We start from the raw sequence: 12,372 nt of genomic DNA on the forward strand, positions 1-12,372 counted from the left end.
GAGCAAATGGCTTCATGGTGTCTCGCTCTGGTGGCAGCTGACGCAGGCGATCGGAGAGGCGCGCCCGATCGGCACGTGGGCCGCTGCATCGGGCGGCGCGGCGAAGCGCGCCACGTTGGCGTCCGCGTCACGAATGCGCGCTTCGAGCAGCGCGCGGTGAGGCCAGGTGCCGTAGGCCGGGGAATGCTTCGCGTTGGCGTAGATCCTTCGTGCCAGCGCCACGTCACCGGACTTCACGAGCAGGTCGCCCCATTCAAGGAAGAAGCCTTCGAAGTTGTGCGGCGCGATCGCCGAGTTCCAGCACACCCGGTTCACGCCCTCGCGGGTTTCCAGGCGCATGTAGGGCTTCATGTCGGGGTCGCTTCTCGAGAGCTTGCCTCCGATGCACAGGTCTTGCGCCTGCCACATCGCGTCGATGGCTTGCTGCAGCGTCTTCGATCCTGCGGGAGCGCCGCCGAGATTGCGGGCCAGCACGAACAGGTTGAACTGCGGCCACGCCTGCAAGGCGTCCTGCAGGTCGGCGGCACCCAGCCGTTGCAGGCTGGCGTCACGGTGCATCGCGCCCTCGGCCAGGCGCGCACTGGCGCGGAAGCCCTGGCGGCGTGCGTCCGTGCCGTCGAGCGCGACGCTCTCTTCCAGAAAGCGCCGCGCATTCGCCATGCTCGCCAGCGTCGACGGGTCGGGCCTGCCCTGGCGCGTTGACTCGGACACACGCCACAACTGCGTCATGCCGATGTGCGCCGCGGTCGTCGCATCGCCCGGGTCGCCGAGGTACGCACCATGCAGTGCCACCAGCACGCGGTCGATGGACGCGTAGTCACCCTGGCTCAACGCCGACCACATGAGCTGGCTCGCCGCCTGCGCGGGGAGCGTCCGCGAGGTCGAGGCGCGTTTGGCCGGCGGTGCCTCGGCAGATGGCGCCGTGCCGGCAGCGCCTGGCGACACACAGGCAGACAGGGCGGCAGCGGCCACGGCAAGCGCTGCTTGCAGGACGCGTGCTGGCAACGAGCTGGCAGGGCTGGCGCCCCACTCGAGGGTGCGGCGGCCTGCGGTCGCAACGGCGGCGGATGAGTTCATGGGCATCTCCGGGTGAGGTGATGCCCAAGGATCGGCGCGACCACCGCCGAATTACCAGCCGAATTCGATGTCGAACTCGCTGCCGAAGGCTCAGGCCGTTTCCCGCTCCCACAGGGCCTGCACGACCCGCTCGATGCCCGTGGCGAGCTGGTAGCGGTAGGTTCCGAACGGCAGGCCCAGGCGCTCGGCGGCGAGTTCCTGCGAGCCGGCCGGGCGAAGGTAGGTCAGCTCGAGCGCGCGCCAGAACTTGCCGTCACGTGGCTTGGCGTTCAATCCCTCCGCGGTTTCGGTGAGCAGTCGGCGCAGGGCCTCGACTGCATCTTCCGAATCGCGCCGACTGGTGGTGACCACCGCGGAGGCCGTCAGCGGGTTGGCCACCAGCGCCGTGCGGTCGTTGAAGGTGCGCAGCCCGTCTCGCACCGCCCGGTCGAACTCGGTTCGTGCGAGCCGGGCCACGGCGGGCGCGGCGAACGGTTCTTCCATCGGCGCTTCTCGTCCCAGCTCGCGATCGACCATCACCTCCAGCCACCTCGACATCGGTGACGAACGCCAGTCGTGCCAGTAGCAGCCGAGCGGTATGCCGTCGATCACCTGATCGCAGCCGCTCATGCGAGCGAACCCGATGTGCATCATCATGGGCGCCCAGTGGTCTGGGTGCTCGGTGCAGATCACGAAGGCGCCGAGATTCGGGAGCGTCAGCCACTGATGAAACTGCGACATCTGCAGCGCATTCATCGCGCCCGATGGCTGCAGCAGGCCACCGGAGACGATGTTCCACCGTGCGAGGAGCTGGCGGTCGCCGGCCCGGGGCGCAGCGGCGCCTTGCAGGTTGCGCCACACGGCCGCCATGACCGGATCGCTTTCGCGCTCGTCGTCGCTCAGGGCCGCAAGGTCGATCGACAGCGTTGCCGCCGCCATCTGGCCAGGGCGTTGTCGCACGACCCAGACGCTGCAGGCGCGATGCGTGCACCAGCGCGCCACGTCGGCCTGCTGCGCGGCAGGCAGCTCGGCGCGCGCCAGCTCGAGAAGCAAGGGCATGTCACCCGGCCCGCCACGCTCGAAGTAGACGCTGCCCAGCGCGCGGAAGTCGACGAACGGCTGCATCGCCTGCGCATGGCGGTGGAGGAAGAGGACGTCAAACGTCGCGCCGGCAGCCTGCGTCGGGTCTTTCGCCTTGCGCAGGAGGTGATCCCGCACGGCCACGTGCACGTCGCGGTGGCGTTCCCGGTTGCGCCATTGCAGCTCCTCGTCGATCGCGTCGCGCACGAGGTCGTGAGGGAAGAGCCCGCCCGGGGCGCTCTCGATCACGCTCTGCGAGGCGAGCCAGTCGAACAGCTCATGGGCGCGGGTGGCATCCACTGCGTCGGCGAGCAGTGGCTCCGTGGTCAGCCGTGCATGCGCACAGGTTTCGAGTGCCCGTCGATGCAGGTCGCTCGGAGCCTGCGCGGTGAACCGCTCGGCGAGCTGCCGGACCACGTCACGCGCAAGCTTGTGCGGCACCTCGCCCGACGCTTGCACCACGTCGACCACCAGCGTCATGGCCAGCGGATGACCGTGCGTCAGCTTCACGATCGCGTCGTGATGCTCGACGGGAATGCCGCGGGCGCGGAGATAGTGCGCGCACTCGTCGACATCGAGATTTCGCAGCCCCAGCACGCGAGAGGCTTCACGCCAGAGAGGATCGGTGCGCCACACCGCGTCGGGCGGTGTGCGTGTCCCGATCAGCACGCGCGTCTTCGCGGGCAGCTCGGCAAGAAAGCTCTCACGCAGCCAGCCCACGAGGTGTGCCACGCGCTCGAAGGTGTCGATGACGATCAGGCGAGGTGGCGAGTTGCCGCATGCAGCCAGCGTGGCAGCGAGGTCGCCGTCGTGGTCGGGTGCGGCGAAGGCGCCCGCCAGCGCGCGAGCAAGGCCCGGCACGGACGCCTCCACATCGCGCGCATCGATGCGGACCGAGTCGATGCCGTGCGACGCGGCGAGCAGGCGCGCGCGCTCCAGCAGACCGGTCTTGCCGATGCCGCCCGGCCCGTGGACAAGAAAGACCTGGACGGACGGCGTCTCCGCGGCAAGCGATTCGGCGAGCAGCGCCAGCTCGGGTTCCCGGCCCACGAAGGTCCAGGCGAGGCGCGCTCGCATGCGGTCTGCGAGGCGATCCATGGTGGCGGGATGATAGAGCCGGCGTGGCCGACCTGTTGGTGCAGGGGCGGCTGGTCCAGGTCCTCTCGGACTGTCTCGACGCTCATGGGCTGTACGGGCGTGGTGGAACGGCGAAGCGCACTTCCAGCCATTCCTTGCCGAAGCGGACGAGGTCCTGGGCATCGAGCAGGTAGCACTGCGCAGCGCCGACCCTGCCGCGAAGCGCACGCCCATCGGCCACGTAGGCCTTCGCGATCGTCTCGACCGCATCGGGCTCGCCCTCGCGCGCAAAGCAGTCGAGGATGCCGTTGGAGTCGAGTTCCTCCGCGCGGCACCAGACCTTGCGACCCGCGGCGTCGAGCAGCGGCACCTCGTAGGTCACCCGGCGCTTGTCCGCAAGCTCGGCGATCGCCTCGGCGTAGTGCAGCACCGTCAACGCGTCGAGCGGTGCGCCGAGCGTGAGCACCTTGCCGCCGAAGGACACCAAGCGTTCGAGGGGCGAGCCGGGGCCATAGGCGTCGCCGAGCCTGTGCTCGCCGATCACCTCGTGTGCCCGTGCGCCGACGGCCACCATCGACGCGTCGGGGTGAGCGCTGCGGACAGCGCCCGGTGCCTTGCGCAGGAACTCGTTGAGCAGCCCGAACCCGCGGTAGGTGCCTGCCGTGAGGGGGTCGAATGCGGGCCACTCGGCACGCGCGGCCTCGCTCAGGACCGTGCCGTTGAGCGTCTCCTCATACGGCGAGCGGTCCCAGGAGACATAGGCCATCAGCGTGCCTTCGGGCCCGACCGCGTCGATCAACGCTCGGACCACCTCGGCGGCTCCGCCTTCGACCGGCCCCAGCGCCTTCAGCGACGCGTGAACCATCACGAGATCGCCAGCGCGCAGGCCAAGCCCGCGCAGTTGATGGACGAGGTGCCGCCGGGTCATCACGACAGGAGGATCGTCGCGCCGCGTGTGCGGTGCGAGTTCGGCGGCGGATCGTCGCGAGGTGTCGGGCTTCATCTTCGGTGGCAGCCAGAGTACTCGGACTCGTTGGAAGGGGCGGACGGTGCGGGCGCCCGGATGCACAGGCCAGCGCGGTTCGACCGGACGGATTGTGAACGCATGGTGGAGGCGCTGGAACCCTTTCCCGGCAGGGACTTCAGGTAGCGGTAGATCGCTGACAGCTCGTCGTCGCTCATGAGAGAGAAGGCATCCCAAGGCATCGGGGAAGCGCCGGGGATTTGGGCGCGGGCTCTGAAGAGCGCGATGAAAGACTGCTCGGAGCGCTGGCGGAGCGCGCCGGTTCCAGTGATGTCCGGCACGGAGAAGGTCGCGCCGCCTTCCTCGAGTCGAAGTCCTCCTGAGAACGGCGGTCCCGTCAACCGTCCGGTGAGGGCGCTTCTGGGGGTGTGGCAGCCGCGGCAGTTGGCGACCCGGTTCGCGAGGTAGGCACCGAGGGCTGCGTGGTCCGTCGAGGCATCGCTGGCGCTCGGTGGCGCGTGGACAGGAGTCCCGATGACCCAATGCAGCGCCACGCGGCCCATGAGACCGATCTCCGACGCTCCCGTCTCATGCCGCACGCGCGGCACACTGCGCAGGTAGGCCACGATCGACAGCAGATCCTGGTCCGACATGCCGGTCGTGTCCATCAGGGGCGCGAGTGGTCGGCCCTGGCGGTTGCGGCCTGTGCGCAGCACGCGATACAGCTCGGCATCGGTCCAGGCGCCCAGGCCCGTGCTTGCGTCACCCGTCAGGTTCGCGGCGACGAACGACCCCAGGAGACCCAGATCAAACGTGCGCCCGCCCGACAGGGGTGCGCTGGCGGCCGGGCCGTCTGCGGTACCGGCGTGGCAAGTTGCGCAATGCGCGGGGCCGTGAACGAGGAACCGCCCGCGCTCGACGCTGCCCTGATCGGCGCTGGCCTCGGTCATCGGCTCCCTGCCGCGCTGTGGCGCCAACGAACAGCCGGCCGCAACAGCGAAAACGAAAGACAAGACGATGGGGTGCCATCGCGGTGGATGAAACATGATCGTGGCGTGCTGTGTGCGTCGCCAGCACCGTAGGCAAGGCCCGCTTTGCAGGCGACCACTATTCGGCGAACGACACGGCGCTGGCGGCCAAGCGCTGGCTTCGACGGCCAGTGGCATGTGAGCCATGTCGGGCTCAGTGCCATTGGTGGCCTGGATCGCGGCGCACCGAAGCTGTTCGACGAACTGCCTGTTTCTGTCGGTGAACTGCGGCCTGCGCTCCAGGTCTTGGGCGTAGAGTGCAGACGAGCCATGACGCGAATGTCCCTCTCCGTGACCGAGCCCCCTCCGAGGGAAGGCGAAGACCGCCATGCCTTGCGCAGACCTGTGCTGGTGCTTGCCGCAGTGGCGCTCACCGCGCTCTTCGTCCCGGTGTACCGGCTTCAGGGCCTCACCTGGCCCGAGGCCTCAGTGGCCGCCGCTGCTTTTGCGCTGCCCTGCCTCGGCCTTGGCGTGTTGGCCTGGCACGTTCAGACCCTCGCCTTGCTGGATCGGCACGGCCTGGGAGCGTGGCTGTGGCATGGCCCTCTCGCAGTCATCTTCTCGGGGCTGTGGGTCGCCGCATTCACCTTGGCCGTCCATTTCCTTCGCCCCGGGGAAGCCGACGCCTACCTCGGCGACGCTGCGATCTGGCAGTTCGTCTGGGGCCTGCTGATCTACGCGGCGCTGGCGACCCTCGCGCACGTGCGCAGGCGTCTGCACCATCAGCGCCTCGCGGCAGAGACGGCGGAACTGGCGGCGCTGCGTGCGCAGCTCAACCCGCACTTCCTGTTCAACACCTTGCATTCGCTGACTCAGCTATCGCGCGAGGACCCGGGTGCCACCGCCGAGGCGCTCGAGCGCTTCGGTGGCCTGATGCGTTACGTGCTCCAAGCGGGCAAGCGCCCGAAGCACGAGGTCACGCTCGATGACGAGATCGGCTTCGTGCACGACTATCTCGCGCTGGAACGCCTGCGCTTGGGGGATCGTCTGCGGGTCATCCAGGACATCGACGACGACGCGCTGGACTGCACCGTTCCGCCGCTGCTGCTGCAGCCCCTGGTCGAGAACGCGGTGCGCCACGGCATCGCGCCGCTTCGCCGTGGCGGTACCCTGCGCATCACCGCACGGCTCGTCGACGGGATGCTGAGCCTGCAGGTGCAGGACGACGGTGTCGGGGCGGCCTCGCCGTCGCCGGCGGCGTCGGGTGGACTCGGCCTCATGGCGGTCCGCCGCCAGTTGCACACGCTTGGCGCCTCCAAGACCCGCTTCGAGATCGACACGGTGCCGGGCCATGGCTACAAGGTGAGTCTGACGCTTCCCTCTCGCGTGCCGAGCGAGGCCGCGCCATGATGACGGCGATCGTCGTCGATGACGAACCGCTCGCTCGCCGCGCGCTGGCGACCATGATCGAACGCTCAGACCGAGTGCGCCTCGTGGCACAGGCTGCCGATGGTGCCGCGGCGCTCCCGCTGGTGGAGGAACTCCAACCCGACCTGCTTTTCCTTGACATCGAAATGCCCGAGATGGACGGCCTGACGGTGCTTCGAACCTTGCGGTCGGCGGCATCGCCGCCGTTGCCGATCCTGACCACGGCCTACGACCAGCATGCCATCGCAGCCTTCGAACTCCACGCGCTCGACTACCTGCTGAAACCCTTTGGCCAGACACGGTTCGACGAAGCGGTGCGTCGCGCGGCCGACCTGCTGGACCTGCGGGAACGCGCCGCGGCGGTCGAGCGCGCGCAGTCCGCGCTCGGCGCCACGGGGGTGCCACGGCTGGAGCGCGTGTTCGTGCGCGACGCACGATCGATCCGCCCGGTACCGGTCGCAGATGTGTTGCGGGTGGAAGCGCAGAGCGACTACGCCGCGCTGCACGTGGGCCAGCGCGTGCACCTGGTGGACATGCGCATCACGGATCTCGCGGCCAGGCTGCCTTCGCCGCCGTTCCTGCGCGTCCACCGGTCTCACATCGTCAACCTCGACCATGTGGACCGCATCGAACTGGGTGACGACACGAGGATGACGGTCTTGATGAACGACGGCGGGCGGGTCCCGGTGAGCCGAAGTCGGGCGAGCGAGATTCGCAACTTCGCACGTTGAATGGGCCGAGCGAGCGCTGGGAGAGTCGTCGTGCTGGGCATCATGGCTTTGCAGGTGATCGACTCGACGCGGCGGATCTAGACGTGCCAGGCAGAGCGGATGAGGAAGCAGCATGAAGACAATCGGTGTCGTCGCTCACAGTGCAGAAGGCGCCGGCCTCTGCTTCGTTTCCGCGTGTCGCTACGGCGCAGCCGCTCTTGGCGATCACATGCATCCCACGATCGCGCTCAGCGCGATTCCAATGGCTCTGAGCATGCCGGCATGGTGGAGCGACAAGTACGAAGACATCGTGCCGCACCTTCGGCAGGGCGTGGACATGGTGGCGCGATCAGGGGCGGACTTTTTTGTCTGCCCGGATAACACGGCGCACATCGTGCTGGAGCAAGTGATCGCTCAACTCTCACTCCCCGGCCTTCACATCGCGCACGTCGTCGCGGAGGAGATTCGCCGCAAAGGTTGGTCTCGTGTGGGCTTGCTCGGTACCCGCTGGACCATGACCGGATCTGTCTACCGCAGAGCCCTTGAACGACACGGCGTGCAGATGCTGGTGCCATCGGAGAGCGAGCAAGAGCCACTGAATGCCGCAATCTTCGAGGAGCTCTGCAACTCGCGCTTCGAGCCGGCGACCACCGACCTGTTCATCAAAGCCATCGAGGGTCTGAAGAGAAGCGGGGCAGAGTGCGTCATCCTGGGCTGTACGGAAATCCCACTCATCATCAACGACGGCAACTCGCCGCTCCCCGTGCTCGATTCCACTCGTCTGCTCGCGGCATACGCGGTGGAGGTCGCGTTGCGGGACGACCCATTGCCGCGCGTGGGCTGGCTGTCGCCATCGGGCGACACTGAAGCAGATCGTGCATCAGCTCCTTCCAGCCTCGGTTCATCGTGACCCAGGATGCCCTTGGACTTCTTCTCTGTCATGAACTCAACAAGTCAACGTCGCCTTGGGTTGCTGCTTCGTCAGCTTGACATCGCATGGGCACTGATGAGTCACCACTTGATGGACCTCAGCTCGAAGGAGTGTCATTGGCGCCCCGCGCCTTGCGGCCCGCATGTCCAACTAACGCCGGCAGGCGTGTGGGTGGCCGACTGGCCGAGCCACGAGGGGTACAGCCTTGGTCCTCCAAGCATTGCCTGGACAACCTGGCATGTGATGTTCTGGTGGTCCATGACGATGGACCACTCTTTTGGCCCATCAACACTTGACCGGGCAGAGGTTGCATGGCCAGGCAATGCAGAAGCCGCATGCGCCGAGATCCGGCGCCTGCACACGATGTGGAGGGAAAAGGTTGAAGGACTGTCCGAAAACGACCTCACCTCGTCCGAGAGGACGAAGTGGCCAATCGAAAACCGGCCCTTCGCAGACGTGGTTGCGTGGGTGAACATTGAACTGACCAAGAATGCAGCGGAGATCGGCTTCGCGCGATTTCTCTACGCGACCACGAACAATGGCGCCGGTCAACCCGCCGATCGCGTCGGCCCGAACTGATCGCTACCCCGGGGAGGTCAGGGCACTCACGTGTTTCGTCGGCTGAGGAGCATCGGAATCCAGGCCGCGATGAGCTTGGCCATGAACTTCAGCGGGTAGCCCGGATAGCTGGGCAGGTCACGCGCGAACTCATGGCTCGCCTGCCTGAACTTCGTGCAGATCAGCATCTCAAGCGGCGGAGCCGGAGTCGAGAACCTGGCTTGGTAGATCGGTACCCAATGACGACCGTCGTTGAATTTCATGTACATGGCTGAGTTGCAGCAGCTCGCCACCATCCTGCTCGACGCTGACTCTCCTCTGATCTTGCAGCCCTTCAACAGCTCAGCGCCGGCAGACCAGCGAACGCGATCCTTTCGGTACAGGATGTAGGGCGTCCCGCCGTCGGGCTCCAGCACTGGCGCTGCGTTCGGCAAGGCTTCGATCTGCCGCGATCCCTCCTGGCAATCGTCGCAGTAGCAGACGACACCTGCAATCGGGGTGCCGTGTACTCGCAGCTTCACACTGCCGCAAGAGCATGACGCCGTGAGGTCGGAAGGAACCGGCCAGGTGGGCGGGGCGAGCCGGGGCATCAGGCTCGCTCCCGCAGTTCGCGGCGGAGTATCTTGCCCACGTTGGACTTCGGCAGTTCGTCTTTGAACACGATCACTTTGGGCCGCTTGTACGCGGTGAGCTGCTCGGCGCAGAAAGCCGCCAGTTGGCGCTCCGCGAGGGCAGGGTCCTTGCGCACCACGAAGAGCTTCACCGCTTCGCCCGTCTTCTCGTCCGGAACGCCCACCGCTGCGCACTCCAGCACGCCCGGGTGACTCGACACCACGCCCTCGATTTCGGTTGGAAACACGTTGAATCCACTGACGAGGATCATGTCTTTCTTGCGATCCACGATGCGGATGAAGCCTCGCTCGTCCATGGTCCCGATGTCGCCGGTCTTGAGGTAGCCATCGTGCGTCATGGCCTGCGCCGTCTCGTCGGGGCGCTGCCAGTAACCAGCCATCACCTGCGGTCCCTTGATTGCAATCTCTCCGGCGGCTCCAGTCGGGACGCTTCGACCCTGTTCATCGATCAGTCGGATGGCGACGTTCGGCAGAGGCAGACCCACGGTCCCGGTGAACGCGACCATGTCCGTCGGGTTGCAGGTGACGCCCGAACAGGTTTCGGTGAGACCGTAGCCTTCGACGATCGGGCAGCCCGTCGCTTGCAGCCAGCGACTCGCGACGACTTCCTGGACTGCGGTGCCGCCGCCGTTGGTGATCACGAGTTCGCTGAAGTACAGTGTGCGGAACGTGGGCTGCTGCAGCAGTCCGTTGAACAGCGTGTTGACTCCCGGGAAGATGTGAAGCCGGTGTGGCTTGAGCGTCTCGATGGTCTTCGTCAAGTCGCGCGGGTTGGCGATCAACAGGTTGCACGCACCCGTTCGCAAGCCAAGCAGGCCGCAGGTGATGAATGCGAACACGTGATACAGCGGGAGCGCACAGACGATCGTCAGCTGACCGGTGATGTTGCGGCGCTTCAGGCCGGGCTGCATCCATGCCTCGCTGGTCAGCAGGTTGGCGATGATCGTGCCGTGAAGCAGCATCGCCCCCTTGCTGACGCCGGTTGTTCCGCCGGTGTACTGGAGGACTGCCAGGTCGCTCGGCCCGAGGTCGACCGGCAGCAGGGCCGCTTGACGGCCTTCCCTCAGTGCCCGGCTGAACGGAATGAAGCCGGGCAGCTTCCATGGCGGCACCAGCTTCTTGTCCCGCCGCACGACATGGTTCACGAGCGTGCGCTTCCAAAGCGGTTGCAGGTCGCCCATCGTCGCGACGACAACCAGCTTCACCGGGACGCGGTCGATGACCTGCTGCAGCGTGGCGGCGAAGTTCTCCAGGATGACGATGGCGCAGCTGCCGCTGTCACGGAGCTGATGCTCGAGTTCCCGTGGCGTGTACAGCGGGTTGACGTTGACCACCACGAACCCGGCGCGAAGCACGGCAGCTGTCGCCACGGGATAGGCCAGGACGTTGGGCATCATCAGCGCGACCCGGTCGCCCCGCTGAAGCCCCTGCGTCTGGAGCCAAGCGCCGAGATCGCGGGACAGTCGGCCCAGCTCGCCAAAGCTCAACTTGGTGCCCATGCCCAGGTAGGCGCAGGCACTTTCGTGTAGCGCGAAGCTCTCCTCCATCAGTGCGGGTACCGACGCATAGCGATTCACATCCACCGTTGCGGTGACGCCAGGCGGGTATTGCTCGATCCAGGGCGCGTCGTCGTTCATCCGAAGAATCCTCTTTCCTGCGGCGCGCTCGATGCGGCCTGGTTGTGCCTTGGCAGAAGCTTGGCCCGTCACCTGGGCCCCGGTAGCAGCCCGAGCTGTCCCATGATGGCGAGGCTGTCCATCAGGTTCCACGTTTCGACGATGAGGCCGTCTTGGTCGAAGCGATGCAGATCCCAGAAGGTCGTGTCGATCCGCTTGTTCGTGGGTTGCACGCCGAAGACAGTGGCCGTGTGCGTCGCGGTCGTGCGGCTTCGCCCCATCACCCAGTCACCCTGCGCGACGGCATGCTCGACCACGATCTGGATGTCGGGCCAGGACTCGCGGGAGCCGGCCAGGAAGGCTCTGATCTGATCCCTGCCCCTGGGGCTCGGCCTGGACATGATCTGGTGGTCGGCGGCATAGAAGGCCAGGCACGCGTCGAGGTCACCGCGATTGAATGCCTCCTTGGCCTGCAGGTACCTGGACCTGTTCCGGTCCGCAACTTCCAAAGCATCGAGAGTCTGCACGCCTGCTCCTTGTCATGACGGAGGTCGCAGAAAGCGACCCGGAGTCGGTATTATCCAGACTCTGAGTCGGTAAAGCAAGGTTGGGTCGGAACCGCCAAGCGGTGGCGCTTGGCGCAGGCGATGGGACGCTTACGGGCGACTACGACGCCCGCGATCCCTTTCCCTTCGACGCTGCATCCAGCGCTCGAGGCCGTCTCGGCGAAGAGGCGCCTGCCCCTTGCAGCCCTGTCAGCAGGAGTTCGAACGATGCGCAGTGCTCTCGGATCAGCGTCGCTGGATCCTCGGACATGCCGCTGGACAACGCCGCTTCGGTGATGGCGCCCAGCATCAGGCGCGTTGCCGACGCCACCTGAGCCGCCCCCGCGTCGTCGGGCATCAGGCTGATCACGCCTGCACGCACCACGTCCGCGAAGTGCTTGTCATCGATCTCCCGCCACCGCTTCCATCCGAGGACCATCGGCCCGTCGATCAGCAGAATCTGGCGCACGCTCTTGTGGGTCGCACCTTCGAGGTAGTCGAAGATGTTCCTGGCCAGGGCAAGGGGAAGGGGCGCGGCCGGGGCGCTTTGGGCACGTTTGGCAACGAGCACGGCAAGCTGTGCCTGTATGCCGTCGAGCACCTGCTCAAACACTTCCTGCTTCGAGTTGAAGTGGTGATAGAACGCGCCCTTGGCGTAGCCGGCGCGTTGTGCGATTTGATCGATGCTGACTTCGGCGTAGCCGTGGCGGGCGAAGAGCGCGCGTGCAGCGTCCAGGATGGCCTTGGTGGTGGCTGCGCTTCGATCTGCTTGTTGAACCACGGCTTGTCCTCGTCTCGATCTTGTAG

12 protein-coding genes are annotated in these 12,372 nt (G+C 66.6%); 4 read left to right on the forward strand and 8 right to left on the reverse strand.

Translation table 11 applies throughout. The features are described 5' to 3' along the window. Positions 1-12: 12 nt before the first annotated feature. From RXV79_RS09120 to RXV79_RS09135, 4 genes are all read right to left on the reverse strand, one after another. A complete protein-coding gene (locus RXV79_RS09120; RefSeq protein ID WP_316703118.1) occupies positions 13-1,077 on the reverse strand; it encodes a hypothetical protein in 1,065 nt (354 codons plus the stop codon). A 90-nt stretch (positions 1,078-1,167) separates the two neighbouring features. After that, positions 1,168-3,234 (reverse strand): MalT transcriptional regulator family protein, encoded by a 2,067-nt coding sequence (locus RXV79_RS09125; protein ID WP_316703119.1) that lies wholly within the window; start codon positions 3,232-3,234, stop codon positions 1,168-1,170. An 82-nt stretch (positions 3,235-3,316) separates the two neighbouring features. Continuing rightward, positions 3,317-4,144, reverse strand: a complete 828-nt coding sequence (aac(3), locus tag RXV79_RS09130) for an aminoglycoside 3-N-acetyltransferase (RefSeq protein ID WP_316704037.1) — start codon at positions 4,142-4,144, stop codon at positions 3,317-3,319. Between the two features lie 68 nt (positions 4,145-4,212). After that, the gene (locus tag RXV79_RS09135; protein WP_316703120.1) at positions 4,213-5,127 is read right to left on the reverse strand and encodes a c-type cytochrome; all 915 of its coding nucleotides are present in this window, start codon (positions 5,125-5,127) and stop codon (positions 4,213-4,215) included. 423 nt (positions 5,128-5,550) lie between these two features. Here RXV79_RS09135 and RXV79_RS09140 point away from each other — a divergent pair, with 423 nt between their 5' ends. The 4 genes from RXV79_RS09140 (at position 5,551) to RXV79_RS09155 (ending at position 8,793) form a co-directional block, all read left to right on the forward strand. Next, positions 5,551-6,555: a sensor histidine kinase gene (locus RXV79_RS09140; RefSeq protein WP_316703121.1), complete on the forward strand. Its 1,005-nt coding sequence runs from the start codon at positions 5,551-5,553 to the stop codon at positions 6,553-6,555. Beyond that, complete coding sequence (locus tag RXV79_RS09145) at positions 6,552-7,304, forward strand: LytR/AlgR family response regulator transcription factor (RefSeq protein WP_316703122.1); 753 nt, start codon at positions 6,552-6,554, stop codon at positions 7,302-7,304. The genes RXV79_RS09140 and RXV79_RS09145 overlap by 4 nt, the downstream gene beginning before the upstream one ends. 112 nt (positions 7,305-7,416) lie before the next feature. Continuing rightward, positions 7,417-8,193: an aspartate/glutamate racemase family protein gene (locus tag RXV79_RS09150; RefSeq protein WP_316703123.1), complete on the forward strand. Its 777-nt coding sequence runs from the start codon at positions 7,417-7,419 to the stop codon at positions 8,191-8,193. A 12-nt stretch (positions 8,194-8,205) separates the two neighbouring features. Continuing rightward, positions 8,206-8,793, forward strand: coding sequence for a DinB family protein (locus RXV79_RS09155; protein ID WP_316703124.1), 588 nt, complete (start codon positions 8,206-8,208; stop codon positions 8,791-8,793). Positions 8,794-8,819: 26 nt separating this feature from the next. Here RXV79_RS09155 and RXV79_RS09160 read toward each other — a convergent pair whose 3' ends face one another. From RXV79_RS09160 to RXV79_RS09175, 4 genes are all read right to left on the reverse strand, one after another. Then, complete coding sequence (locus RXV79_RS09160; RefSeq protein ID WP_316703125.1) at positions 8,820-9,362, reverse strand: GFA family protein; 543 nt, start codon at positions 9,360-9,362, stop codon at positions 8,820-8,822. Further along, positions 9,362-11,041 (reverse strand): AMP-binding protein, encoded by a 1,680-nt coding sequence (locus RXV79_RS09165; RefSeq protein ID WP_316703126.1) that lies wholly within the window; start codon positions 11,039-11,041, stop codon positions 9,362-9,364. Before RXV79_RS09165 ends, RXV79_RS09160 begins: the two co-directional genes overlap by 1 nt. Before the next feature lie 68 nt (positions 11,042-11,109). Continuing rightward, entirely contained in the window at positions 11,110-11,547 is a 438-nt protein-coding gene (locus RXV79_RS09170; protein ID WP_316703127.1) for an ester cyclase, read from the reverse strand. Positions 11,548-11,686: 139 nt separating this feature from the next. Beyond that, complete coding sequence (locus tag RXV79_RS09175) at positions 11,687-12,346, reverse strand: TetR/AcrR family transcriptional regulator (protein ID WP_316703128.1); 660 nt, start codon at positions 12,344-12,346, stop codon at positions 11,687-11,689. Positions 12,347-12,372: the final 26 nt, after the last annotated feature.

This window comes from Piscinibacter gummiphilus (assembly GCF_032681285.1).
Lineage (GTDB): Bacteria > Pseudomonadota > Gammaproteobacteria > Burkholderiales > Burkholderiaceae_C > Rhizobacter > Rhizobacter gummiphilus_A.

Excerpts from the sequence above, each read along its gene's own strand:
- RXV79_RS09120 (WP_316703118.1), bottom strand. The coding sequence starts at position 1,077 with ATGAACTCATCCGCCGCCGTTGCGACCGCAGGCCGCCGCACCCTCGAG.
- RXV79_RS09125 (WP_316703119.1), bottom strand. The coding sequence starts at position 3,234 with ATGGATCGCCTCGCAGACCGCATGCGAGCGCGCCTCGCCTGGACCTTC.
- RXV79_RS09135 (WP_316703120.1), bottom strand. The coding sequence starts at position 5,127 with ATGACCGAGGCCAGCGCCGATCAGGGCAGCGTCGAGCGCGGGCGGTTC.
- RXV79_RS09145 (WP_316703122.1), top strand. The coding sequence starts at position 6,552 with ATGATGACGGCGATCGTCGTCGATGACGAACCGCTCGCTCGCCGCGCG.
- RXV79_RS09150 (WP_316703123.1), top strand. The coding sequence starts at position 7,417 with ATGAAGACAATCGGTGTCGTCGCTCACAGTGCAGAAGGCGCCGGCCTC.
- RXV79_RS09160 (WP_316703125.1), bottom strand. The coding sequence starts at position 9,362 with ATGCCCCGGCTCGCCCCGCCCACCTGGCCGGTTCCTTCCGACCTCACG.
- RXV79_RS09165 (WP_316703126.1), bottom strand. The coding sequence starts at position 11,041 with ATGAACGACGACGCGCCCTGGATCGAGCAATACCCGCCTGGCGTCACC.